Annotated in this window: 21 protein-coding genes; 18 read left to right on the forward strand and 3 right to left on the reverse strand. The window is 50.1% G+C overall.

Annotated features, from left to right (window positions below):
- The first annotated feature begins 6 nt into the window (after window positions 1-6).
- Complete coding sequence (locus tag EJL91_RS14440; RefSeq protein WP_125142654.1) at window positions 7-555, forward strand: DUF5662 family protein; 549 nt, start codon at window positions 7-9, stop codon at window positions 553-555.
- A gap of 146 nt (window positions 556-701) precedes the next feature.
- Here EJL91_RS14440 and EJL91_RS14445 read toward each other — a convergent pair whose 3' ends face one another.
- The gene (locus tag EJL91_RS14445) at window positions 702-1,793 is read right to left on the reverse strand and encodes a ribonuclease H-like domain-containing protein (protein WP_125142655.1); all 1,092 of its coding nucleotides are present in this window, start codon (window positions 1,791-1,793) and stop codon (window positions 702-704) included.
- Between the two features lie 755 nt (window positions 1,794-2,548).
- On the opposite strand from EJL91_RS14445, the gene ruvA reads away from it, so the two are divergent.
- The 8 genes from ruvA to EJL91_RS14485 all read left to right on the forward strand — a co-directional run bounded on the left by ruvA (window position 2,549) and on the right by EJL91_RS14485 (window position 12,451).
- Window positions 2,549-3,163: a Holliday junction branch migration protein RuvA gene (gene ruvA / locus EJL91_RS14450; protein WP_125142656.1), complete on the forward strand. Its 615-nt coding sequence runs from the start codon at window positions 2,549-2,551 to the stop codon at window positions 3,161-3,163.
- 24 nt (window positions 3,164-3,187) lie between these two features.
- Window positions 3,188-4,189: a Holliday junction branch migration DNA helicase RuvB gene (ruvB, locus tag EJL91_RS14455; RefSeq protein WP_125142657.1), complete on the forward strand. Its 1,002-nt coding sequence runs from the start codon at window positions 3,188-3,190 to the stop codon at window positions 4,187-4,189.
- A 40-nt stretch (window positions 4,190-4,229) separates the two neighbouring features.
- On the forward strand, window positions 4,230-4,652 hold the full coding sequence (locus EJL91_RS14460; protein ID WP_243125357.1) for a cell division protein ZapA: 423 nt from the start codon (window positions 4,230-4,232) through the stop codon (window positions 4,650-4,652).
- Between the two features lie 122 nt (window positions 4,653-4,774).
- On the forward strand, window positions 4,775-7,030 hold the full coding sequence (locus EJL91_RS14465; protein WP_125142659.1) for a U32 family peptidase: 2,256 nt from the start codon (window positions 4,775-4,777) through the stop codon (window positions 7,028-7,030).
- An 8-nt stretch (window positions 7,031-7,038) separates the two neighbouring features.
- Window positions 7,039-8,367, forward strand: a complete 1,329-nt coding sequence (locus tag EJL91_RS14470; RefSeq protein ID WP_125142660.1) for an FtsW/RodA/SpoVE family cell cycle protein — start codon at window positions 7,039-7,041, stop codon at window positions 8,365-8,367.
- Window positions 8,354-9,973 (forward strand): peptidoglycan D,D-transpeptidase FtsI family protein, encoded by a 1,620-nt coding sequence (locus EJL91_RS14475; RefSeq protein WP_125142661.1) that lies wholly within the window; start codon window positions 8,354-8,356, stop codon window positions 9,971-9,973. The genes EJL91_RS14470 and EJL91_RS14475 overlap by 14 nt, the downstream gene beginning before the upstream one ends.
- A gap of 107 nt (window positions 9,974-10,080) precedes the next feature.
- Entirely contained in the window at window positions 10,081-10,845 is a 765-nt protein-coding gene (locus EJL91_RS14480) for a sulfite exporter TauE/SafE family protein (protein ID WP_125142662.1), read from the forward strand.
- Window positions 10,846-11,131: 286 nt separating this feature from the next.
- The gene (locus tag EJL91_RS14485) at window positions 11,132-12,451 is read left to right on the forward strand and encodes an MFS transporter (RefSeq protein WP_125142663.1); all 1,320 of its coding nucleotides are present in this window, start codon (window positions 11,132-11,134) and stop codon (window positions 12,449-12,451) included.
- A 132-nt stretch (window positions 12,452-12,583) separates the two neighbouring features.
- On the opposite strand, the gene EJL91_RS14490 is transcribed toward EJL91_RS14485, so the two are convergent.
- The gene (locus tag EJL91_RS14490; protein WP_125142664.1) at window positions 12,584-13,036 is read right to left on the reverse strand and encodes an NUDIX hydrolase; all 453 of its coding nucleotides are present in this window, start codon (window positions 13,034-13,036) and stop codon (window positions 12,584-12,586) included.
- Between the two features lie 238 nt (window positions 13,037-13,274).
- Between EJL91_RS14490 and EJL91_RS14495 the strand changes: the two genes are divergently transcribed.
- Both EJL91_RS14495 and EJL91_RS14500 read left to right on the forward strand, forming a co-directional pair.
- A complete protein-coding gene (locus EJL91_RS14495; RefSeq protein WP_125142665.1) occupies window positions 13,275-13,901 on the forward strand; it encodes a cell wall hydrolase in 627 nt (208 codons plus the stop codon).
- A gap of 78 nt (window positions 13,902-13,979) precedes the next feature.
- A complete protein-coding gene (locus tag EJL91_RS14500; protein ID WP_125142666.1) occupies window positions 13,980-15,464 on the forward strand; it encodes a carboxypeptidase M32 in 1,485 nt (494 codons plus the stop codon).
- Between the two features lie 154 nt (window positions 15,465-15,618).
- Here EJL91_RS14500 and EJL91_RS14505 read toward each other — a convergent pair whose 3' ends face one another.
- Entirely contained in the window at window positions 15,619-16,449 is an 831-nt protein-coding gene (locus tag EJL91_RS14505) for a YihY/virulence factor BrkB family protein (RefSeq protein ID WP_125142667.1), read from the reverse strand.
- Window positions 16,450-17,105: 656 nt separating this feature from the next.
- On the opposite strand from EJL91_RS14505, the gene EJL91_RS14510 reads away from it, so the two are divergent.
- The 7 genes from EJL91_RS14510 (at window position 17,106) to EJL91_RS14540 (ending at window position 26,283) form a co-directional block, all read left to right on the forward strand.
- The gene (locus EJL91_RS14510; protein WP_125142668.1) at window positions 17,106-17,426 is read left to right on the forward strand and encodes a hypothetical protein; all 321 of its coding nucleotides are present in this window, start codon (window positions 17,106-17,108) and stop codon (window positions 17,424-17,426) included.
- 95 nt (window positions 17,427-17,521) lie between these two features.
- Window positions 17,522-18,754: a MerR family transcriptional regulator gene (locus EJL91_RS14515; protein ID WP_125142669.1), complete on the forward strand. Its 1,233-nt coding sequence runs from the start codon at window positions 17,522-17,524 to the stop codon at window positions 18,752-18,754.
- 179 nt (window positions 18,755-18,933) lie between these two features.
- Window positions 18,934-20,046, forward strand: coding sequence for an ethanolamine utilization protein EutH (locus EJL91_RS14520; protein ID WP_125142670.1), 1,113 nt, complete (start codon window positions 18,934-18,936; stop codon window positions 20,044-20,046).
- 148 nt (window positions 20,047-20,194) lie between these two features.
- On the forward strand, window positions 20,195-21,604 hold the full coding sequence (locus EJL91_RS14525) for an alanine/glycine:cation symporter family protein (RefSeq protein ID WP_125142671.1): 1,410 nt from the start codon (window positions 20,195-20,197) through the stop codon (window positions 21,602-21,604).
- 92 nt (window positions 21,605-21,696) lie between these two features.
- On the forward strand, window positions 21,697-22,443 hold the full coding sequence (locus EJL91_RS14530; protein ID WP_125142672.1) for a gamma-glutamyl-gamma-aminobutyrate hydrolase family protein: 747 nt from the start codon (window positions 21,697-21,699) through the stop codon (window positions 22,441-22,443).
- A 298-nt stretch (window positions 22,444-22,741) separates the two neighbouring features.
- On the forward strand, window positions 22,742-24,514 hold the full coding sequence (locus EJL91_RS14535; protein WP_125142673.1) for an ABC transporter ATP-binding protein: 1,773 nt from the start codon (window positions 22,742-22,744) through the stop codon (window positions 24,512-24,514).
- Window positions 24,514-26,283 (forward strand): ABC transporter ATP-binding protein, encoded by a 1,770-nt coding sequence (locus EJL91_RS14540; protein ID WP_125142674.1) that lies wholly within the window; start codon window positions 24,514-24,516, stop codon window positions 26,281-26,283. The genes EJL91_RS14535 and EJL91_RS14540 overlap by 1 nt, the downstream gene beginning before the upstream one ends.
- The last annotated feature ends 41 nt before the right edge of the window (window positions 26,284-26,324 follow it).

Below are 26,324 nucleotides of genomic sequence, written 5' to 3' on the forward strand. Positions count from 1 at the left end.
AGAATCATGAATCTTTGGAATGCAGTCCATCATTTCAGGACAATAACGAGACATAAGCAGATGGTAATGGAGAATTGTTTTAAAGTGGGACTCTATAAGCAGGGCCTGCTCCACGATCTGTCTAAATATTCCTGGGAGGAATTTAAAATAGGAGTAAAATACTATCAGGGCGACAGAAGCCCTAATGCGGCGGAGAAGGAAGAAAAGGGCTATTCCGTGGCCTGGCTGCATCATAAGGGAAGAAATAAGCACCATTTTGAATACTGGATAGATTTTGCGCCTAATAAGGCGGACGGTCTGATTGGGAATGAGATGCCCCTGAACTATCTGGTGGAGATGGTGATGGATCGGATTGCCGCTTCCAAGGTCTACAAAGGTGATGAATATACGGACGCCTGCCCCTGGGAATACTATAACCGGGGAATGGACTATATGGTGATGCATAAGAAAACCAGGGTACAATTAGAAAAACTTCTTCTGATGCTGAAAGACGAGGGAGAAGAAAAAACATTTGATTATATGAGGAAACTGCTGCGCCACAGGAAGAGAAAGTGATTTGTTACTGTTCACTCCGTGTCCGGTAACAGGCTGCGCGATGCGCAGAAACGGCAAAAATGCCGTTTCGCGCCCCACCTCCGGGTTTTCTGTGAACAGTAACAGTGATTTTTTTCTATATCTGCTTTGCCCGGTTCGCATCTGTCTCAGCCGATGAGCTTCTTCAGAACCGCATCCAGATACCGGACGGCGGTGTCCTCCGCGAACAACTCCGGCCGAAAGGCCACATAGGTGAGCTTATCTTTGTAATCGGTTTTAAGACAGCCGTCCCAGATTTCGCAGGGCTGTGGAATGAAGGTGCCGGACACCCTGGTATAGCAGGTTTTTGCGGTAGCCTTCTTTTTGGCTTCTTTTTCCACGTACTGGCCGACACTCTTGTGAATTGCATTATCTTCATACACCAGATACACATAGTTCTGGTAGTCAGGATAATAATGTTTTAATTCCCCTTCAAAGAGCGGAACCGTGACGGTCAAAAGACGCCCGGAAAAATCCAGGGTATATGGACTGCAGTCCGACTGGACCGGCACGGGCAGCGGGATCGTGCTTTCAAAACAGAGCTTCAGTTCCTTTACCGGAGAGCCGAAGGCATCTTTGAGCTCACAGAGTTCCTGTCCTGCGTAGGTAAAACTTTCCCTGAGAAAATCGTGATAAAAGAGAATCGGAAGAATAGACGGCATCCCCTTTAAATCATCCTCATTGTGAAGAATCAGCAGACGGTACAGAAAATCTTCATGGGTGACAAGATAATCTTTATACACCTCAATAAGCTGCCCTCCATTGTACTGGTCCTCACGGCAGACCCCCAGGAAACATTCAATGCTTTTCTGCTTCATATTTTCAAGCCCCAGAAGCTTTTTATAGGGCTTGACGATCCTGTAAATGTCGATACTCTCAATTTTCTGAAAATCATATTCCAGATCATAGGCTCTGCACCTTTTCAGCAGGTAAGGAATATCAAAACCGTCCCCGTTAAAATGGATCAGGAACCGGAACTGTTCCATAAATTTGAAAAACGCATGAAGGAGTTCCTCCTCCGCGTTCAGGGTGTCGGCAAACCACTGAATCAAGTGCCAGCTCCCGTCCAGGTAATACGTACAGCCGATCAGATACAGCGTAGAGTAATCACCGGAAAATCCGGTGGTTTCAATATCAAAAAACAACAGCTTTTCCAGCTCGCCGATTGAGTCGAGCGGATATGTAATTTCCAGATCTACTTTCTTCTCTATTGTAATCATGCAGATAACTCCCTCTGGTAAAAAATGCGGGCATTGGTTGAAATGGGTATGGATAGTATTATATTAGGAAAAACAGGGAAAGTAAAGATTTAGTTGAGGTGCGAGGACGCCTCTGTAAGATGGCGGACGGGGGAGTGGGTGGGGGTTCATGAGTCTTCAGTCCCGGTTTGCAGGTTGTCGTGAGGGGGAATCCAGGAGAAAAAATTCCTGCGGGGACTCGCTCCCGCTTTTGGAATGCGCAGCGGGTGCTAGCTTCGTGAGAAACCTCAGCAAGCACCGGCGGATTCCAAGGTCCCCTTCGGAAAGTTTTCTCCTTCCTTCCCCGGGCAGGTGGTCGGCGGGACTGAAGACTCAGCGAAGTGTGTTGCCCCACCCGCGACAACCTACAAACCGGGACTGAAGACTCACAACCTCCCGCTCACCATTCCGAACTCCGGCCGTCCCGGCGGCGTTCTCCCTTCGCAACTAAAGCCCCCAGAATATTTGTTCGACACACCTTGCATTGCTCCCCTCCGTATGGTATGATATTGAGGATAGTAACTTCTATTAAAAGAGCATGAAACCGGAGTTAAATCGGCCGGTGGATGTTGTGCTTTATACAGTAATATAAGGCGGCCGTGAAGTTACAAACCGGCAAAGCAGAGTTATAAATACGCAGAATAAAGCGGCAAAGAACCGCAGGCGTACAGGAAAAACAGCCGGACGGCAAATAAGGTTAAGAAGACAGAAAAAGGCAGCAATTAAGGAGAAAAACCGTGATTTCATATGTAAAGGGAGCTCTGGCGGACAAGTCGGGCGACAGGATTGTGGTGGAAGCGGGTCCGGTGGGGCTTGGAATCTACGTGCCGCTCTCCGTACTGGAGGTGCTTCCGCCTCTAGGTGAAGAAGTGAAGATATATACATACCTGCAGGTCAGGGAGGATGATTTGAGCCTGTATGGCTTCCTGAACCGCCAGGATTTGGAGATGTTTAAACAGTTGATTGGTGTCAACGGGATCGGCCCCAAGGGGGCGCTTGGGATCCTGTCGGCGCTCAGGCCGGATGATCTGCGGCTTGCGATCCTCACAGGGGATGCCAAGGCAATTTCAAAGGCTCCGGGAGTGGGGGCCAAGACGGCGCAGAGGATTATCCTGGATTTGAAGGACAAGGTCAGCGCGGAGCAGATGCTTGCCGGAATTGCCGGTATGGAAGAGGAGAGAACTGCTATGCCTCTGACGAAAGAAGCGGGCAGGGAAGCAGTGGAAGCGCTGGTGGCTCTTGGATATACGAATCTGGAGGCATCAAAGGCAGTGAAGAGTGTACAGATAACGGACGATATGGATGCGGAGGCAGTCCTCAAGGCATCCCTCAAGTTTCTGGCATTTTTATAAGAGTGGGAGAGCGGGAAGTGCAATATGAGCAGGAGAATTATTACAACTGAGATTACGGAAGAGGACAAGCGCATAGAGAGCAGCCTGCGGCCCCAGTATTTGAGTGAATACATTGGCCAGGAAAAGATAAAATCCACACTGAAGGTTTTCATAGACGCAGCCAAGTCGAGGGGGGAGGCTCTCGATCACGTCCTGTTTTACGGGCCTCCTGGCCTCGGCAAGACGACGCTCTGCGGAATTATCGCCAATGAGATGGGCGTGAAGATGAAAGTGACCTCCGGTCCGGCGATTGAGAAGCCGGGAGAGATTGCGGCAATACTGAACGGTCTCCAGGAGGGCGATGTCCTCTTTGTAGATGAAATTCACCGTCTGAACCGGCAGGTGGAGGAAGTTCTCTATCCTGCGATGGAAGATTATGCGATCGATATTATGCTGGGAAAAGATTCAACCGCCCGCTCGATCCGTCTGGAACTTCCGAAGTTTACGCTGGTTGGGGCAACCACCCGGGCAGGACTTCTGACGGCGCCGCTCCGCGACAGGTTCGGCATCGTGCAGAAGATGGATTTTTACATGCCGGAGGAGTTAAAGACCATTATTCTCCGTTCTGCGAGAGTGATGAATGTGGAGATAGAAGAGCGGGGAGCATTTGAGATTGCGAGACGCTCCCGGGGTACGCCGAGGCTTGCCAACCGTCTCCTTAAGCGAGTAAGGGATTTTGCCCAGGTGAAGTATGACGGGGTGATTACAAAGGAAGTCGCTGATTTTGCCCTGGATATCCTGGATGTGGATAAACTGGGTCTGGATAATAACGACCGGGCAATCCTTACGATTATGATTGAGAAATTTTCAGGAGGCCCAGTGGGACTGGACACGCTGGCGGCGGCTCTCGGGGAGGATTCCGGGACGCTTGAGGATGTATACGAACCGTATCTTCTGATGAATGGATTTATTAACAGGACGCCGAGAGGCAGGGTAGCGACGGAAGCCGCCTATCATCACCTGGGACTGCAGCAACAGATAAATTAGAGTAACTGTTCGATGGAGATTGGACGGTTCCAAATTACAAATGAAAGAGAAGATGGAAAAGATGGGTTCCAAGAATTATACAGACGTTTTAATTGCCGGAAAGATATATACACTGGGCGGCCTGGAGGAAGAAAGTTACCTCCAGCAGGTTGCCAGCTATTTAAATGACAAGATTGCCGGCCTGCAGAGGCAGGACGGTTTCAGGAAGCAGCCGGAAGATTATCAGAATGTGATGACATACTTAAATATTGCCGATGACTATTTCAAGGAACGGGAGCACGCCGGACTTCTGGCCGCCCAGAAGGAAGAGCTTGAGAAGGAGACGTACCGCCTGAAACATGAGCTGGTCAGCACGCAGATGAAGCTGGAGGCAATCAAGGTGGAACTTGAAAAATATAAGGCGCTGGAAGCTCTGGAGAGCGCCCGCGGCAGTGACAATAAGCAGGAACAGCAGGCGGAGTAGCAAAGCCACGCGGTGGCCGCGCACATTCACAGATAAAAGAAGGCTGATGGAAACGCAGAATCCTGAGAGGGCTTTGCGGTACATCAGCCTGTCGTTTTTTTTAGAGAACGGAGTTTGCAATTATGAAGAAAAAAGTAGAGATTCTGGCTCCGGCCGGGTCATTTGAAAGTATGAAGGCGGCCGTGGCGGCCGGCGCGGATGCCGTTTATATCGGAGGCAGCCGTTTCGGCGCCAGGGCTTATGCCGATAATCCCGACGAAGACAGGATGCTGGAGGCAATCGACTATGTACATCTGCATGGCTGCCGGCTCTATATGACGGTAAACACACTGGTAAAGGAAAAGGAGCTGGAGGGCTTATACGGGTACCTGGAGCCCTACTACAGACAGGGACTGGATGCGGTGATTGTCCAGGATATGGGAGTTTTCTCCTATATCAGAGAGCACTTTCCGGAGCTTCCGGTTCATGCCAGCACCCAGATGACAATTACCGGCCCGCTGGGAGCCGAGCTGATGATGAAGCTGGGAGCCGGCCGGATTGTCACGGCCAGGGAGCTGTCCCTGCGGGAGATAAAGGAAATCTATGATAAAACGGGAGCCGAGATCGAGAGCTTTGTACACGGGGCGCTGTGCTACTGTTATTCCGGTCAGTGCCTGTTCAGCAGCCTGATCGGCGGACGCAGCGGCAACCGGGGCAGATGTGCCCAGACCTGCCGCCTTCCGTTTGATGTGAAACAGGAAGGAAAGACGTTAAATAATAAAGACGAGCGTTACGTACTGAGCCTGAAAGACCTCTGTACCCTGGACATTCTGCCGGATTTGGTCGAGGCAGGCGTCTATTCGATGAAAATCGAAGGAAGAATGAAGAGTCCGCGCTATACGGCGGGCGTGGTAAGCATATACAGAAAATATGCGGACCTCTATCTGGAGAAGGGCAGGGAAGGCTACCGCGTCGACGCGGCGGACAGGAAGAAACTCCTGGATCTCTTCGACCGCGGAGGGCAGACCGAGGGATATTACAGGCAGCACAACGGCCGCGATATGGTCGTGATGAAGGAAAAACCGGCTTTCCGCGAGGAGAACAGGGAACTGTACCAGTATCTTGACCAGACCTATGTGGAGGCTGTCGTCAGGGAACCCGTCGCCGGAGCAGCCGTTGTCAGGGAGGGTGAACCGCTGTCCCTCACACTTACCTGCAACCGGAGAATGAGGGAGTCACAGGAGAGCGAAAGCGTATCCGTCACCGTTTCGGGCGGCGTGGTCGAACCGGCGAAGAACCAGCCGGCCACGGAGGAGAGAATCGCAAAGCAGATCGGAAAGACGGGAAATACGCCGTTTTATTTTGATGATTTGAAGGTGGAAACGGCGGGAAACCCCTTTGTGCCGATCCAGGAGCTGAATGAACTGAGAAGACAGGCTTTTACGGAACTGGAAGAAAAAATACTGGCTCCGTTCAGACGAGTTTCCGCCGGGAGCGTTTCCAGCGGGAGCGCGGCTAATGAACTCTTGTCAAAGGAGAACAAAACGGGCGGGGAGAATACGCCCTACCGTCTCACGGTATCTTTAGAGGAGCCGGAATCCTTTGAAACGGTCCTGCAGGAGAAGAGCGTAGACAGCATTTATCTGGACAGCGCCGGTTTTGACGCCGCATCCTGGAAGAAGACAGCCGAGCGCTGCCACCGGGCGGGGAAACGCTGTTACCTCACGCTTCCCCACATTTTCAGGGAGGAAGCTTCCCGCTTCTTTGAAGAAAACAGGGACGCCTTTATCTTGGCTGGCTTTGACGGCGTGGTCGTAAGGGCGTGGGAGGAAATCGGGCTGATCCGCGGATGGGCGGAAGAATTCCCGGCTCTGAAGGAGCTTACCATCCTCATGGACTATGGGATTTATACGATGAACAGGGAAGCTGAGAAGATGACGGCCCGGATGGCGTCCGGATTCCGGTTCCGCTTTACGCTCCCGGTGGAGCTTAACAGCAGGGAGCTGGAGGAGAAAGGATGCCGCGGCGGCGAGCTGATTGTCTACGGGCGTCTTCCGATGATGGTTACGGCCCAATGCATGAAGAAAACGGTGGCGGCCTGTACGAAGAAGCCGGAGCTCCTGTCCCTGAAGGACAGAATGGGCAAGGAATTCCCGGTAAAGAACCATTGCCGTTTCTGCTATAATACAATTTATAATTCCAGCCCTCTGTCTCTTTTAAAGGACAGAAGGATTATAGACAGGCTGGGACCAGAGGGCCTGAGACTGAATTTCACCACCGAGAGCAGAGAAGAAATACGGACTGTGATCGGAGCATTTACCGGCTGTTTCCTGGAAGGGAGAGAGACGGAGCTTCGGGGGGATTTTACAAGAGGCCACTTTAAACGAGGGATTGAATAGGTGAGAATGTGATTAATCTTGTTACAACATTATCAAAGTATCTGATGATACTGCTGATAGCAATTTACACATACTATAATTTCCGGTTTTTTGCAATGAGGGATGATTATTCCAGGAACAGGGTATGCAGGCTTCAGAATGTGGCTCTGTTTTTTATCCATGTTCTGGCATATGCGGTGATTTATCTGCGGACGGAGGATGAGAGGACGCTGATTTTTTTTGGCGCCCAGCTTTTATTTTTCCTGCTGTATCAGGTCTTTTACAGGCTGTTTTACCATAATCTGTCCAGGCTGCTGCTCAACAATACGTGTATGCTCCTGTGCGTCAGCTTTATTATGCTGACCAGGATTTCCTTCGACAGGGCGGTCAGGCAGTTTGTCATCGCGGCCATAGCTGCTGTGATAACGATGATTATTCCTTTTATCATCGACAGGACGTGGCAGTTGTCAAAGATTCCGTGGGTATACGGAACCATCGGCCTGCTGCTTCTCCTTACGGTCTGTATTCTGGGAAGCACCAGCTATGGGGCACAGCTTGCCATCAGTATCGGGGGCTTTTCTTTCCAGCCTTCGGAATTTGTCAAAATCAGTTTTGTTTTCTTTGTGGCAACGATGTTTTACCGGTCCACCGATTTCAGGACGATAGTGATTACGACGGCGGTGGCCGCGGCTCACGTCCTGGTACTGGTGCTGTCAAAGGATTTGGGAAGCGCCCTCATCTTTTTTGTGACGTATCTTCTGATGCTTTTCATCGCCACTTCCAACTGGTTCTATCTGGGGGCCGGAGCGGGCTGCGGGGCGGTAGCGGCAATGGCTGCCTATAAGATGTTTTCCCATGTGCGCGTGCGCGTGGAGGCCTGGCAGAATCCCTGGAATGACATTGCGGGGAAAGGATATCAGGTCACCCAGGCGCTGTTTGCCATCGGCACGGGGGGCTGGTTTGGAATGGGACTTTACCAGGGAATGCCGAAAAAGATTCCCGTTGTGGAGAAAGACTTTATCTTTGCTGCCATATCGGAGGAGCTGGGCGGTATCTTTGCGCTCTGTATTATTCTGATCTGCCTGGGCTGCTTTTTACAGTTTATGCTGATTGCCACGAAAATGCAGGCTGTCTTCTATAAGCTGATCGCATTCGGGCTGGGGACGGTCTATATTATCCAGGTATTCCTGACTATCGGAGGCGTTATCAAGTTTATCCCGTCCACCGGTGTGACTCTGCCTTTTGTCAGCTACGGAGGAAGTTCTATCTTAAGTACATTCATCCTGTTTGGTGTAATTCAGGGGCTCTTTATCCTGAAGCGAAATGAAGAAGAGGAGGAAGATTATGAAACTGAGTGATCAGAGCTCCAATGAAGAGAAGAAAACAGGGGAAAAAAGAACCGGCAAAGACAAAACGATAAAAAAGAAAAACGGAAAAGATAAATTATCTGCTCTGGGAAAGCGGGAGGGAGGAGCCGGAAAGCGGTTCCAGGTAAAGAAGACCTGCAAAGATCTGGGCTTTAAAAAATTCAGGAAGGATGCCGGGGATGGCAGGGCCAGGGCCAATAAGAACATATTGAGGCTCACCTATGCTTTTTCCGCAGTATTTGTGCTGATGGCCGGATACCTTGGCTGGTTCATCCAGTTCAAGAGTGAGAATGTCATCGGCAGTTCTTACAATGCAAGACTTGACCAGTTTGCCGACCGGATTATCAGAGGAAGCATCATGAGCAGCGACAAGACGGTGCTTGCGGAGACCAGGGTCTCCCAGGACGGGACGGAGACCAGATATTACCCCTTTGACTACCTGTTTGTGCATTCGGTCGGCTATTCCGGACTGAACGGAAAGACGGGAATCGAGTCGCTGGCCAATTTTTACCTGCTTTCGTCCCATGTCAACCTGCTTGAGAAGGTGATCAACGAGCTGCGCGGCGAAAAGAATTTGGGCGACAATGTGGTGACGACGCTGGATTTGAATCTGCAGAAGACTGCATCTGACGCACTGGGCGGCAACCGCGGAGCGGTGATCGCCATGGAGCCGGATACAGGGAAGATTCTCTGCATGGTTTCACAGCCGAATTTTAACGCCAACCTGGTGGATGAGAAGTGGCAGGAGCTGATTGCTCCCGACAACACCAAGGCTCAGCTTGTAAACCGCGCGACGCAGGGACTCTATCCCCCGGGATCTACGTTTAAGATTGTGACGGCTCTCGAATATATCAGGGAAAATCCCTCCACCTGGCAGGACTTTACATTTAACTGTGACGGTTCTTACCAGACCGGGGAATATACGATCAAGTGTTACCACAGCGAGGCCCATGGCCAGCAGAATCTGATACAGGCTTTTGCCAACTCCTGCAACGGGGCATTCGCGGAGATAGGACTCGGCCTGAACCCCGACAGCTTTCATACGCTGGCGGATCAGCTTCTGTTTAATTCCTCCCTTCCCTATGCCCTGCCTTATAACCAGAGTTCTTTTACGATGACGGGAGGGGCAGATGACTGGGAGAAGCTGCAGACGTCCATCGGACAGGGGAAGACCCAGATTACGCCGCTGCACAATCTGCTGATTGTCTCGGCTATTGCCAACGGAGGAACATTGATGAAGCCGTATCTGGTTGATCATGTGGAGAACGTCGGCGGCCAGACCGTGAAAAAATTTCTGCCGTCGTCCTCCGGCAGCCCGCTGTCGGCTACGGATGCACAGATGATGGCGGAGCTGATGAAGAGCGTGGTGGATTTCGGAACGGGTTCCGCGCTCCGTGGAGCGTCCTATTCGGTGGCCGGAAAGACAGGTTCCGCCGAGTTTGAGACGGGAAAAGAGACGCATTCCTGGTTTGTGGGCTACGCCCCGGCCGATAATCCGAAGATCGCAATCAGCGTGATCGCGGAGGAGGCAGGCTCCGGCGGAAAGGTGGCGGCCCCGATTGCACGGACCGTATTCGACGCCTATCTGGGGAAATAGCGGTACCGGGAAGCGATGATGGTACTGGACAAAGATGACGGACCGGAAAACGGTGATGATACCGGAGAAGTGTCCTCATATAAAATGTACAGGATGGAGAAGTTATTATGGACTATGTAACATCACTGCTGTTTTTATGCCCGATTATGTTTCTGGCCAGCTTTGTGGATGCGATTTCGGGAGGGGGAGGACTTCTCTCACTCCCGGCGTATCTCTTTACCGGCATGCCGGTACATAATGCGTATGCATGCAATAAGCTGTGCTGTAATATCAGCACGGCGATGTCGGCGGGAAGATATTTAAAAAACCACCTGATCGATATTAAGGCGGCTTCTTTTGTGGGGGCGGTCACGTTTTGCTGTTCCGTCCTGGCTTCCAGGATTGTACTCTGGATGCCGGAACGGCCGCTCAGTTTAATGCTCCTCGGTTCCCTGCCGTTTGTGGCGGTTCTGATCCTGGTTAATAAAAAGTACCCGGAGGAGGATCATTCGGACGAGGTGGCCGGGACAAAGAAGATTGTCTTCTGGGTATTTACAGGACTGGTGATGGGAGCCTACGACGGCATGCTGGGGCCCGGTTCCGGGACGCTTGCTATTATTCTCTATACAAAACTTCTGCGCTACGATCTGACCAAGGCATCCGGCAATGCCAAGGTCGCCGTGTTCAGTTCCACGCTGGCCGGAACCCTGTCGTACCTGCTGGCGGGTAAGATACTCTGGAATTATGCGGTACCGGTCGCCATATGTGGAATTCTGGGCGGATATGTGGGCTCCGGGATGGCAATCCGAAAGGGAGCCAAATTCATCCGCCCGATGATGCTTGTCATCGCGGCAGTGCTGATTATTAAATTATTTATAGAAATGCTGTTTTAAGATAAAGCCGTAAAAGAGCATCGTTACAGTTCCTTTCACAGACAGCAACAGAGTAAAACAGTGAGCAGTAACAGATTTAAACATGAGGGAGGATCAAGAGATGAAACTCTGCATTGACAGAACTCCATGCAAAGTCTTGTAACGGACGGGATTGCATGGAGGAATGAATAAGCGTCAATATTTCGTCCGCAGGACTTTGCACTTAAACCGAACATAACAGTTCAGGAACGATTGAACCGTTACATCCAAAATATGAGACGGTTACGGTAAAAGGAGCAAAGTCATTATGAATCAGAATAATAGAAGTAACAGATATGGTAAGATAAAAGATGCGTTAAAAAGCCTGCGGGTTTTTCTGGCGCTCTGGAGCACACAGGCCTTTTCCACCCTAGGCAGCTCCATGACGAATTTTGCACTGATTATATGGTCTTATGAGCGGCAGGGCTCGGCGCTTACTACGGCGTTTCTGGCAGTCTGCTCCTATGCACCCTATGTTATTTTAAGTATTTTTGCCGGGGTTCTCAGCGATAAGTGGAACAAAAAGAGAACCATGCTCGTGTGTGACACCCTGGCGGCCGTTATGACCCTGATTGTATGGAATCTTTTAAGGACCGGCAATCTGGAAATATGGCATCTCTACATGATTAATGCGGTAAATGGTATGGCTAATTCCGTACAGCAGCCGGCTTCAGAGGTTGCGGTCAGTCTGCTGACGCCGAAAGAGCAGTACCAGCGTGTCGGAGGGCTGAGGGCATTTTCGAATTCACTTGTTACAATCCTGACTCCGGTGATTGCTACGGCGGTTTTGGCGTTTGCAGGGATGGATGCGGTGATCCTGTTTGACTTTATCAGTTTTTCCGTGGCCTTTATCACGCTGGCTCTTTTTATCAAAGTGCCGGAGACGTCCTGTAAACAGGGAGAAAAAGAAGAGAGCTTCCGGGAATCTGCGGGAGAGGGGCTTAAGTTCCTCCGGGAAAACAGGGGAATTCTGGGTCTGATTCTCTTTCTGGCAGCCATCAACCTGCTGGCCTCGATTTATGAAGCGGCCCTTCCCGCCATGCTGCTTTCACGGGCGGGCGGCGGAAAGACGGCCCTCGGCCTGGTCAATACCTTTACCGGCATTGCAAGCCTTACGGGAAGCATCTTTGCATCCTTATTTCCGGCGCCAAAGAACCGCGTCAGGACGATCTGCAATTCCCTTCTGTTTTCCATGTGTACGGAAAATTTCTTCCTGGCATTCGGAAGAACCGTGCCGGTATGGTGTCTCGGGGCGGTCCTCGGATGGCTGACGATCCCGTTTATGAACGCCAACATGGATGTGCTGTTTCGGACCAATATACCGGTTCAGATGCAGGGAAGAGTTTATTCGGTAAGGAATTCCCTGCAGTTTTTCACCATCCCGCTCGGTTATCTGCTCGGCGGCGTGCTGGTGGATAAGGTGTTTGAACCGTTAATGAAGGTTCAGGGGCCGATGAGCCCGGCGGTCATGATGTTCGGGTCGGGAAAAGGGTCCGGCGCGGCAATGCTTTACTGCATCCTGGGTTTTGCCGGAGTGTTGGTCTGCCTGTATTTCAGAAGGAACCGGGATATCAGGAACCTGGAATAAGAAGCGGTACGTGAAATATATAATTACCCTTATAAAAAACGTTCCGGCGCTGTTCATTCAGCGCCGGAACGTTTTTTGTCCGGTGTCCTGTTTAATTGACTATAAAAAGCCTGCAAAGCATGCTTTCCGTTTTCAAAAATATTTCTTATTACCCCACAAATTACTTTTCTTCAAATCCAGATATTCGTTGTATGCTTTTTCTAATATCTGCTTTTCGTTGGAAAACTTCAGCAGATGGAAGGCTTCATAGAATTTATAATATCCGGAGTCGATAAAATATTCCTCCCGCTGTGGTTTACTGTAATAGCTGTCAGCCATCATCAGATACCAGTGTACATCTTTCTCCACCATATCCTGGGGAGTGTTGAACGTGTACTGGCTCTTACCGATGTATTTAATGATGGAGGCCGTAACGCCTGTCTCCTCCTTTACCTCCCGGAGTGCCGTTTCCTTGTAATCTTCACCCGGTTCTACAGTTCCCTTTGGTAAAACCCAACCTTCATATTTGTTCTTGTAGTTCTTATATAAAACCAGAATTTTACCTCGAAAAATAACCACACCGCCGCAGCTCGTTGCCTCAATCATTGCAATTCCTCCTGGTGTGTCAGCTTATATTGCATCAAGTATACCGCTTTTTACGACAATATGCAAGACAGACTGTTAAGAAGTTATTGGGTATTCCGCACTCAATAACTCGTTTAATACCATTCCCATTCCTTTGTATAAACAAATACTTATCAGAAGTTTGGACAAAATAAATATATTTTTAATCGAATCGTCATATATTGGTAAAGAAACTGAAACTTATTTTTTAAGGAGGATTATGATTAAGAAGATATTATGCATATTACCGGTAATTACACTTTTGTACATGGCGCCGGGAGCGTTATTTGCAGCGGAAGGCGATGCGGCAGGCCAGGAACAGGCGGCCGTTGTGACGGAAGCCTATGGACCGGCTTCGGAGGCTCTTACTGATGAAACGCAAACCGCGGTAAACGCCGATGCCACAGCCCAGGCAGGGACAGAGCAGGGAGAGCAGCCTGCAGCCCAGCCGGCGCAGGAAACGCAGACGGAAGGGACGGATGAGGCGCTGACCCAGCCGGTTGCTTCCTACACGGAAGAAGACCTCTATGTGATGGCCCATGTGCTGGCTGGCGAGTGCCAGAGCTGCCCGGATCAGGAACAGTTATACGTCGGTTCCGTTGTTTTAAACAGAAGGAACCATCCTTCGTTCCCAAACTCGGTTAAAGGAGTTGTCTTCCAGAAAGGCCAGTATTCCTGTACCAGGGACGGCAATTATTACAGAGAGCCGACCGACAGAAACTGGGCCAATGCAAAATCGCTTCTGGAGAATGGCAGCGTCCTTCCCGCCAATGTCATCTGGCAGTCCGGCGGAAGACAGGGAAAAGGCGTCTATGTGAAAACAAAGTGGCATTACTACTGCTATTAATTACCTGTTCTTTTTCGTGAAAATATGCTAATCTTAATAACAAGTCTATAATCAGTTTTAACAAAGGAGACAGAAGATATGAGTGAAACATTTGAGAAATTAAGTGGATACCTGGAAAAAGCCATGGCCATCCAGGCTTCTATGGTATTGTTTGAGTGGGATAATGAGACTCTGGCCCCGAAGGAAGCTGCACCTTATACTTCCAGGGTGATTGGTTCCCTGTCGGAGCAGTATATGGAAATCATGACATCGGAGGATGTGAAGAAGCTGGTAAAAGCCTGCGGGCAGGAGAGCGGGCTCACAGAGACAGAAGAAGCTATTGTCCGTGAGGCGGCGGAAGAGATTGAGAAACTGGAATGCATCCCTGCGCAGGAATACCGCGAGTTCGCGGAGCTGACATCTAAAGCCACCAGAGTCTGGGCTGAGGCTAAAAAAGAGAAAAACTTCAAAAAGTATGCCCCGATTCTGAAAGAAATCGTGGATTACCAGAAAAAATTTGCCTCTTATCGGGCAAAAGAGGGACAGAAGCTCTATGATGTGATGCTGGATTCCTTTGAAAAAGGTTTTGATATGAAAAACCTGGACCAGTTCTTCGACGAGCTGAAAAAGAACATTGTGCCCATGCTGCACGATGCTGCGGAGCGCTCCAAAAAAGTGGACGACAGTTTTTTGACGGCCGAATATCCCGTGCAGGCACAGGAGGAAGTGGCACATTTCCTGGCCGAATATGTGGGACTCGATTTTGACAAAGGAGTCCTGGCGGTCAGCGCCCATCCGTTTACGACAAACCTGCACAACCACGATGTGAGGATTACAACTCATTACGGAGATAAGATCGATTCCTCCATCTTTTCCGTCATCCATGAAACAGGCCATGCCCTCTACGAGCTTGGAATCCGCGACGATCTGACGCAGACCCTTGTGGGACAGGGAGCCTCAATGGGAATGCATGAGTGCCAGTCGCGTTTCTTTGAAAATATCATCGGCAGGAACAAAGCATTCTGGGAGCCGATTTATGATACGGTGGCAGACATGTTCGGAGTTCCGTTAAAGAGCGTGAGCCTGGATGCCTTTATCAATGCAGTGAATAAGACAATCCCCGGCCTTATCAGAACCGAGGCGGATGAGCTTTCCTATGCCCTCCATGTCCTGGTGCGTTATGAGATAGAAAAGATGATTATCGAAGACAACGTGGAGATAGAGAAACTGCCGGAAATCTGGAACAAAAAATATGAGGAATACCTGGGAGTCCGTCCGGAAAACGACGCGGAGGGAATCCTTCAGGATATCCACTGGTCACAGGGGTCCTTCGGCTATTTCCCGTCCTATGCCCTGGGAAGCGCTTTCGGCGCGCAGATCTACCATACGATGAAGCAGGAGATGGACGTGGAGGAACTGCTCAGGGAGGGCAAACTTGAGGAGATCAGGAAATACCTCAGGGACAGAATCCACCAGTACGGCAAACTGAAAAACAGCAGACAGATCCTGAAGGATGTAACGGGCGAAGATTTTACCCCGAAATATTATATCGAATACCTGCGTGAGAAATACGGAGCAAAATAGAATTTTATAACAGTGTTTTACGAATAAACCCCTGAGGCCATAATGATATGATACCTCAGGGGTTAAATTGTTTATAGGGGGGACGGATGTCAGGGAAAAGGCCGTCGGCAGATTATGCAGATAAAGAGCCGCGCCGGATCCGGCGCCTGTCCCTTTATCTGTCTCTCTGTTTACGGCTGAATTTCATATGCCGGTTAACCTCAGCGCCCAGAAAAAGAATACAGATACAGAAGTAGAGCCACAGCATCAGAATTACAACGGCCGCAAGGCTGCCGTACATATAAGAAAATCTCTTAAAATGATTAAAATAGATGGAAAACCCGTAGGAACACACAATCCATCCGCCCGTGGAGAACAGTGCGCCGGGAAGCTGGTGGCGGAGCGTCTGCTTCTCATAGGGAAGGAAGGTATAAAGCGCCATGAAGAAGACAATCAGGATTGCCAAAGCAATCAGGGCGCGCAGGCTGAGCAGGTAAGGCGCGATCCGGTTGAGGATCGGCAGGTAGCGCAGCAGCAGCTTCTGAAGCGAAGAACCGAATACCATCAGCACAAGGGACATGATGCACACCAAGATAAAGACAATGGTATACCCGGAGTTGATGAGACGGCTGATTACATAATTTCTGCGTTTGTTGCAGTCGATAATACGGTTGAGTCCGCGCTCAATCCCCAGCATTCCGCGGGAGGCCGACCAGATCGTGGCGATGGTGGTTACCGACAGGATGGCGGCCGGAGCCGTCGTATACAGATCGGTGACGATCGATTCCACCAGAGGATACACCTTGGCGGGAAAGAGCCTGGATATCACCAGCAGCAGATCACCCTGGGTTATCGTGGGGATCAACTGGATGGTTGTCAGCAGGATCATGATAAAGGGAAAGAAGGACAGAACAATAAAGAATGAGGCTTGGGCCGCATAGACCGTAATCTCATCCTTTACAAATTCATCGTAAATTTTCTTGCACTGTACGATAAAATAAATCATAGAGCGTCTCCAATCGGTTCAATAAATATAGTAATAATATTACCATGTAGGCGGAAAAATAGCAATTTAATTGAAAAATGGGAGGTTAGTTGAGATGCGAGGACGCCTCTGTAAGACGGCGGACGGGGGAGGGGTGGGGTGTGTATGAGTCTTCAGTCCCGGTTTGCAGGTTGTTGTGAGGGGGAATCCAGGAGAAAAAATTCCTACGGGGACTCGCTTTCGCTTGTGGAATGCGCAGCGGATGCTAGCTTCGTGTAAGACCTCAGCAAGCACCGGCGGATTCCAAGGTCCCCTTCGGAAAGTTTTCTCCTTCCTTCCCCCGGCAGGTTGTCGACGGGACTGAAGACTCAGCGAAGTGTGTTGCCCCGTCCGCCGGCTTCAGGGGCTGATTGTCTCTTTTGTCAAGTGTGGTGGTGGTATTGTCGCGGCTACGATATAGTCGTGATTCTTTTACATTTTAACGGCATTTTGGGCTGCATAAAAAGAGTATCAAAATAAATACTCTAAGATTATAAGATTATAAGTTTACATAGTCTCATAGCGAACAGGATGTAATTTTCAGTGATCCTGAGAAGCGTAGTGGCAGCGACAAGCGCCTCCCCCATTGAAGAAAGAGGACAGATCAGGCGCCGCAGGCCAGGAGCCGGGCAGCCGTCTTGGCGGAGTCTTTCGTCCCGGTCATAACCTTCCTGCGGGGAAGAAGGGAGAAAAAGATTCCGGAGGGAACCTGGGAGTTCATTGGTACTTACCGAGGTCTTTTCGAGGTTAGTACCATTATGTACTCCAATGAGCGCGAGCGTTTCCCGCAGGAACTTTTTCTGCCCGTATTCCCCGCCCACGATCACCTGACGCCCGGGACGAAAGACTCATCGATCCCCCTCACCACCCCGGCCCCTGGCCTGACGGCGGCGTCCTCATTTCTCAATCAAATCCCCATTGAAAAGGCCGTCGGGAACAAGTATAATGGAAAGATATGAACAGGCTCTCCGTCTTCGGGCGGAGAGAACGACAGCATGGGATTGAAGGCCGGGGGGAGACGGCCGTCAGGAACAGAAGATGGGGAGAGCAGCAGATGAAGATAGGTGAATTCGCCAGAATGTGCGATGTTACGAAAGACACGGTCCGCTATTATGTGAATATCGGACTACTGATTCCAAGAATGCAGGGCAGTCAGATGAGCTTTGCGGAACGGGAGTACGAGGATTTTCATTATATCCAGAAACTCAAGGACATGCGGTTTAATATTAAGGAAATCCGGGCGTTTCTCTGCCTCAGAAGGATGTCTAACATGATTGAACCGGCCACCATCGACGAGTGTGTGGAGCTTTTGGGGGCAAAGAAGGAGAGCCTTTCGGAGGAGATGAAAACCATCGAAAACAGCATTCACCTGATTGAGGAGGAGATAGAAAATTTCGAAAAGAGGAAGAATGCTGAAAAAAGCGACCGCACCGGTGTGCCGATTAGCACAATCCCACTTCTAGTCTGTCCTCACTGCCGCCAGCATCTGAATATTGAAAATGCGGTAATTAATTTCAAGTATATTTATGAAGGGGATCTGAGCTGTTCCTGCGGATACCACGCCAGGATTGAAGACGGCATTGTCAAGACAGAGAATATCTATGAGGGCACACACGACTGGCCGGATCTGCACCGTAAATTGTACCGTGAGATAGGGGAGAAGTGGGAAATCTACACCCAGAAATGCACCGACATGCTGATTGAACGGTTGGATGCGCAGGACTGGGGCGGCAAGGTGATCCTGGAGGCCAACATTAACGGATTTTTCTTTACCTATAATTATCTTCACCAGATGCCGAAAAACTGTATTTATATTATTATAGATAAGTATCAGGAGGTTCTGGCCGCTTATAAAGAACTGTTTGAACAGCTTTATCCCGGACTGGATATTCTCTACATAGCGGATGCCTCGGAGAAACCTCCTGTTCAGGATAGCTGCGTCGATCTGTTCCTGAGCTTCTTCGGGGAAAATGAATATTCCTTCTATCATAAGCAGACCCAGCTGGAGGACATCCATCATCTGCTGAAGCCGGACGGAACGGTGCTGGGAGTATTCCAGGGTTTTGCACCGGAAGCGAAGAGCCGGAGGCTTTTGATCGAACGGTATCCGGAGGGAAATAAGAAACTGGCCGATATCGAGGCCCTGAGGGAAGGATATAAGAATTGCGGGTATAGGCTGTCCGAAACCGAAATGGGAAAAGTGATGAAAACAGAAGATCACCATATGTATATCTGTCATTTGGACGGAGAACCACTCACAATGTACTGTTATGAAGCAAAACGGTAATCCGTGCGCAGTGTCTGCAGGTAACCGCCATCACCGAATAAAGAGAGAAAAGGTGGAGTGCACTCCATCTTTTCTCTCTTTTTGCCGTGCAATGGGGATTGACATTTATCGGACTTCAGGTTGTAGGATGAGAAAAACTAAATTTTCAGTGACAGGATGGAGAAAAGAGAGGAAAAAGTATGGGAAAGATGCTTACGGTAGTTATGATGATATTCCTTGCAGCAGGGGCAGTTGATAAGGCATTGCTCCGTGGCAGGCTGGGACTGGCCGGAGAATTTGAAAAAGGGTTTAATGCGGTCGGTTCCCTGACTATGGCAATGGCGGGAATCATGTGCATTGCTCCGGTGGTTGGGAAGATCCTGGCTCCGTTTTCAGCGCCGCTTTTTGTGAAGCTGGGGGCGGATCCGGCGATGGTGTCCGGTATTCTGTTCTCCACGGATATGGGAGGATACCCTCTGGCGGCAGCCATGACAGACAATGAGTCAATCCAGATTCTTTCAGGGGTTCTCCTAAGCTCAATGATGGGGGCTACGATTGTTTTTACAATTCCTGTTTCACTCAGCATCTGCCGCGAGGAGGACAGAAGAGCCATTTCAAAGGGGATTGTGCTTGGAATCATTGCGATTCCCTTCGGACTAATTACCGGGGCTGTGGTTGCCGGGATTCCAGGCCGCGTAATTCTGGTTAATTCGGTTCCTGCGATTCTCATATCTGCGGTACTGGCTTTTTTCCTCACGGTTTTGCCTGACCGGACCCTGTCCTGTTTTAAGGCGTTCGGGGAGCTGTTAAAATGTATCTGCGTTCTCTCGCTGATGTTCGCTTCCCTGGAGGAAATGCTTGGGATTGTCGTAATTCCTGGTATGGATCCGCTGGGAGAGCAGTTAAAGACGGTAGGCATTATCGGTGTGACCCTGGCCGGGGCCTACCCTTTTGTCAGCGTTTTAAACCGCTGCCTGGCGCCGGCGCTTAAGGGGGCGGCGAAACTCCTTGGGATTAACGGTGTCTCGGTGGCGGGCATCCTCGCCTCAATGGCAAACTCGCTTCCAATGTTTGATATGATCAAAGATATGGATAAAAAAGGCAAGGTGGTTGCCATGGCGTTCAGTGTTCCAGCGACGGCGGCTCTCGGCGATTTGATGGGATATATCTCCGCCGTCCGCCCCGACGCGGTAATTCCCATGGTGGCAGGAAAACTGACGGCAGGGCTGATTGGCATTATTCTGGCTGAAATGTTTGAGTCAACTCCTGTTTTACTTGCAAAACGTAAAGAAATTGTGAAAAACAGGGTGTAAACGTTAAGTTTGTGTAAAAATTACAGAAAAATACGGATTGACATGGAGTTTTGCCATCGTGTTACTGTTTAGACATACAATTACTGAACCCCGGGAATGGTAAAAGTAAATGAATGAAAAAGTCTAAATCAACGAAGGAGGAAGTATCATGAACAATCCGATCTTAGCGTTTACAAACTGGGTGTGGGGCTATCCGATGTTAATCTGGCTGGTAGGCGGAGGCATCTTTCTGTCATTCAGATACAAATTTATACAGTTTACAAAGCTTGGATTTGTACTTAAAAATACAATTGTAAAAGCGTTTAAGGGTGATGAAAAAAGCAAAGACAGCAATAAAATTTCAGGATATAAGGCAGTGACGGGAGCGCTTGCTTCGACGCTGGGCGCCGGCAACATTGTAGGTACGGCGATCGCTATCGGCTACGGCGGCCCGGGAGGCGTTTTCTGGCTCTGGCTGACCGGTCTTTTTGCCTGTGTTGTTAAATACAGCGAGGTTGTTCTCGCTATGAAATACCGTCAGCGTGACCAGGAAGGAAAATGGTTCGGCGGCCCTCAGTATTACCTTCCAAAGGCAACGGGCTGGAAATGGATGGGAATCGCTTATGCAATCAGCTGTGCATTCTGTCTGTTCCTTGCGGCATCCGCTCAGATTGGTTCTGTAGTAGATACCGTTGAAACAATTCATATTCCGCGTATGGTTTCCACAGCAGTGCTGATTATTGCGGCTGCCCTGATCGTACTCGGCGGACTTACAAGACTTTTAAGCTTTACGGAAAAAATCGTTCCAGTTATGAGCGTCGTATATATGGTAGGCGGACTGATTGCAATCGCAGTGAATTACAAAGAAATTCCTTCCGCATTTATTTCGATTTTCCAGTATGCTTTTACAGGCCGTGCGGCTGTCGGCGGTTTCGGCGGGGCAACGATTGCCATGTGTATCAGATGGGGTGTCTGCCGCGGTATCTATTCCAATGACTCCGGTACCGGCGTTACCACAATCACACATACGGCATCTGACGTCAATCATCCGGTACAGCAGGGAATGTGGGGAATCTTCGAGGTATTCTTTGATACAATTATCGTGTGCAGCGTTACCTGTTTTGTAATCCTGACAACAGGCGTATGGCAGACAGACGCTTCCGTTTCAACACTGACAATCGCCGGCTTCCAGAAAGCCCTCGGCCCGGTTGCAGGCGGCTTTATCGTATCCCTTTCACTGACCCTGTTCTGCTTCACGACGGCAGTGGCCCAGACCTTATTCGGCTGTGACCAGCTTGTGAAGTTGTTCGGTGAAAAAGCCGGAGTATGGGGAAAATATGTATACCTTGGCCTGATGTTCATCGGCGGAATGGTAGGAATCAGCGCTCTTATTAACTATGTAGACTTTGGCTCCTTCCTGATTATCCTCTTTAACATGATCGGTGTTTATCTCTGTCATGGAGAAGTTAAGAAGCTGACGGAAGAATATTTCTCCGATACAAAGAAGTGGGAAACAGAAAAGTGGGGTCCATGGAAAGAGATGGAAGAAAAAGATATCAGAACAAGCCACCACGAATAATACGGCGGTTCTCTTGAGCTTTCAAACATCATGCAAACGACTGAATTGTTACATACAATGATTAAATTATAACTTAAAACGGAGGAAGAAACATGAAACCATTGATTGGAATCACATGCAACTATGATTACAGAGATGAGATTGGGAGTGTGTCCCATATGGGAATTACCGGCCAGAAGTGGAATTTCCTGGCGGCAAATTATATTGATTCAATTGAGCAGGCAGGGGGAGTGCCGGTTATGATTCCCATCTGCCAGGATATGGAGACGGTGAAAGAAATGGTGTCCAGAATGGACGGCATCCTGATTAGCGGCGGCCATGATGTGAATCCGCAGGAATACGGTGAGGACGCAAAGAGCTATTGCGGACTGATTATGCCGATGAGAGACCGTCAGGACGTGGAGCTGACAAAGTACATACTCAATGAAACCGATAAAGCAATCCTGGGAATCTGCCGGGGAATCCAGATCTTAAATGTAGCGGCGGGCGGAAGTCTGTATCAGGATTTGGAGATTGAGGGAAAATTCAATCACCATTTCAATGATATGTATCCGATGAACAATGTATCCCACCGCGTTACGACGAAAGAGGGCACAAGGCTCAGGGAGATTTTCGGAAAAGAGACTGTAGGGGTAAATTCCTTCCACCACCAGGCCGTCAAAGCTCTGGGCGCAGGTTTTGTTGTCAGCGCAGTATCGACGGACGGTGTAACCGAAGCGATCGAGATGGAGGGCAGCCGTTTTGCGGCAGCAACCCAGTGGCATCCGGAGATGATGTATGATTCCGATGAGCAGCAGGCGATCTTCCGGGCTTTTGTAGAGGCTTGCAGCGGGAATTAGTGACGTAAAGAATAAAGGCATCGCCGGTCCGAACGGTGCAAAACGGTGTTTTCTGCCGTTACTATGCATCAGGGCCGGGCAACTGTGAAGGTACTAAATCGTTACGTGTTTTAGTGTTCTTACTCCAATTTGAAAGACCCAAAGAACTTTTTTCAAGGTTCTTTGGGTCTTTTTGAACTTGAACCCTTTCTCCCGATGTGCTACAATAAGGTGCAAAAATGAGTTGGGCGGCGTGAGATACATAATCAGTAAAATAGATATCATTTAAAAATCAAGAAGCAGGACAGGGGAATGACCGATGAAAAGCTTAATGAAATACCTTAAAAAATATCGGATTGAGGCGGTGATGGCGCCGCTTTTTAAGATGCTGGAGGCCAGCTTTGAGCTCTTTGTACCGCTCGTTATGGCAAAGATTATCGATACCGGTATCAGGAATGCGGATTTGCCTTATATATTCAGAATGGGAGGCGTTCTAATCCTTCTCGGAGTGATCGGCCTCGCTTGTTCGCTGACTGCACAGTATTTTGCGGCAAAAGCAGCCGTGGGATTCGGCACGGCGCTTAGAAAAGAGCTGTTTGATCATATCAATCATTTTTCTTATACGGAGATCGACACGGAGGGGACGGCCACGCTGATTACGAGAATGACCAGTGACGTCAACCAGGTACAGTCAGGAGTCAACCTCACGCTGCGCCTGTTTCTGCGCTCGCCTTTTATCGTATTCGGCGCCATGATCATGGCGTTTACCATTGACGTCAAATCGGCAATGATTTTTGTGGTGACGATACCGCTGCTTTCCATCGTGGTGTTCGGAATCATGCTTATCACGATGCCTTTATATAAGAAAGTCCAGAAGCAGCTTGACCGCGTCCTTCAGATGACCAGGGAAAATCTGACCGGAGTCAGGGTGGTCAGAGCTTTTAACCGTCAGAAGGATGAGACGGCGGCTTATTATGCGGAGAGCGGCCTTTTATTTGACTTCCAGATTTTCGTAGGGAAGATTTCCGCCCTCTTAAATCCAATCACCTACGTGATTATCAATTTGGCTATTGTGGTCCTGATCTATGTGGGGGCAACGCAGGTGGACGCGGGCGCAATCCCGCAGGGCAAGCTGGTGGCTCTTGTCAATTACATGTCCCAGATTCTGGTGGAGCTTATCAAACTGGCTAATCTGATTATTACGATGACAAAGGCTTTTGCCTGCGCAGGCAGGATCAACAGCGTTTTTGATACGAAGAGCAGCATCACGGAGAAGGTAACTTCCGCCGCCGCGGCCGGGAGAAAAGAAGCGGCCGGGGAGCAGTCCGATGTAAGCCCGGCTGCGGTCCCAATGGTTTCGTTCGACCATGTGAGCTTTGCTTACCAGGGCGCCAAGGCGGATTCCCTCAGCGACATCCACTTTGACGCGATGAAGGGGGAGACGATCGGTATCATCGGAGGTACTGGTTCCGGTAAATCCTCCGTGGTGAACCTGATTCCCCGCTTCTACGATGCGACAAGGGGAACGGTGAGTATTGACGGCCTGGATGTCAGAGATTATGGGCTGAAAGAGCTCAGAGGCCGAATCGGCGTTGTGCCGCAGAGAGCGGTGCTGTTCCGCGGCAGTATCCGGGACAACATGAAGTGGGGCAAGGCGGATGCGACGGATGAAGAGATTATGGAAGCGCTTGACATTGCCCAGGCAAAGGATGTGGTGGAGAGCAAGCAGGGAGGCCTTGACGCCAATCTGCTCCAGGGAGGCAAGAACCTTTCCGGCGGACAGCGCCAGAGGCTGACTATCGCCAGGGCGCTTGTGAGAAAGCCGGATATCCTGATCCTGGACGACAGCGCTTCGGCCCTCGATTTTGCCACGGATGCACGGCTCCGGAAGGCAATCCGGGAGAAGACGGACGGCATGACCGTATTTATCGTTTCCCAGCGGGCCACTACCGTGAAACAGGCTGATAAAATCCTGGTGCTGGATGAAGGTTCAGTGGCCGGAATCGGAAAACATCGGGAGCTGTTTGAAAATTGCCCTGTATACAGGGAGATCTGCCTGTCCCAGCTTTCAGGCGAGGAGGTGAACCAGTAATGCCCAAGCAGGAGAAGAAAGAGAAAACACTGAAACAAAAGACAACGATGAAGCGCGTGCTCCAGGATATCGGACATTACAAATGGATGGTTCTTCTGTCCCTGGTCCTGGCGGGAATCACTGTGGCGCTGACGCTCTATATTCCGATCCTGATCGGAAAAGCCGTGGATCTTGTAATCGGCAGCGGTGAGGTCAATTTCCCGGGACTGTTCGTCATACTGAAGACGATGGCAGTCGTGATCCTCATCACCGCCCTTGCACAGTGGCTGATGAACGTCATTAACAACCACATCACGTACCGTGTCGTAAAGGATATGAGGATACGGGCCTTTGAAAAAATACAGGAACTGCCGCTGAAATATGTGGACAGCCACCAGTACGGCGAAGTGCTCAGCCGTGTCATCACGGATATCGATCAGTTTTCCGACGGCCTACTGATGGGATTTACCCAGCTCTTCAGCGGACTGCTCACCATAGCGGGAACCCTGGTGTTCATGTTTTATATCAACCCGCTTATTGCGGCGATCGTTGTGGTGCTGACGCCGGTTTCCCTGTTTGTGGCCGGTTTTATTGCGAAGAAGACCTTTTATATGTTCAGGGCCCAGTCGGAGGCCAGAGGGGAGATCACATCCCTGATCAATGAGATTCTGGACAATGAAAAGGTGGTCCAGGCATTCAGCTATGAGGAGGAGGCGTCCAGGCGCTTTGCCGTGATCAACGACAAACTGGCGGACTGCAGCCTGAAGGCTACGTTCTTTTCCTCCATCACCAACCCGGCGACGCGGTTTGTCAACGGCATTGTCTATGCCAGTGTCGGAGTGGCCGGAGCTTATGCGGCAATCCGGGGAGTGCTGACCGTGGGCCAGCTTACCTCATTTTTAAATTATGCAAACCAGTATACGAAACCGTTTAATGAGATCACGGGCGTGGCTACGGAATTCCAGAACGCCCTCGCCTCGGCGGCCCGTGTTTTCGAGCTGATCGACGAGGAGTCACTGGTTCCGGACAAAGAGGACGCGAAGAATCCGGAACATGTGGAGGGGAAGGTCGCTATCGACCATGTATCCTTCTCCTACAATCCCGAGGTCAGCCTGATAGAGGATTTAAACCTGGCCGTACATCCGGGACAGAGGATAGCGATTGTGGGTCCGACCGGCTGCGGCAAGAGTACAGTAATCAATCTGCTTATGCGCTTTTACGACGTGGATCAGGGGGGCATCCGCGTGGACGGCACCGATATCCGGGATATGACGCGGGAAAGCCTGCGGGCCGGCTACGGCATGGTGCTTCAGGAAACATGGCTTAAATCAGCCTCCATCCGCGATAACATTGCCTATGGGAAACCGGATGCCACGGAGGAAGAGATTCGGGAGGCGGCCGTGAAGGCCCATGCCCACGGTTTTATCATGCGTATGCCTGCGGGCTATGATACGGTGATCTCAGAGGACGGCGGCAATCTTTCACAGGGACAGAAACAGCTTCTCTGTATAGCCCGTGTCATGCTCTGCCTGCCTCCGATGCTGATTCTCGACGAGGCGACCTCCTCGATTGATACCAGGACGGAGATTATGATTCAGGAGGCATTTGCAAGAATGATGGAGGGCAGGACCAGCTTTATCGTGGCCCACCGTCTTTCCACGATCCGAGAGGCCGACATCATTCTGGTTATGAGAGACGGCCGGATTATCGAGCAGGGTAATCACGAAGAACTGCTTGAGCGGAAGGGATTTTACTTTGAACTCTATAACAGTCAGTTTGCAGTTTTATGACGGAGTGGGCCGGATAAGGCCCGGAGAAGGAGAAGAGCCGA

The sequence above is a fragment of the Clostridium transplantifaecale genome, from assembly GCF_900626075.1.
GTDB lineage: Bacteria > Bacillota > Clostridia > Lachnospirales > Lachnospiraceae > Otoolea > Otoolea transplantifaecalis.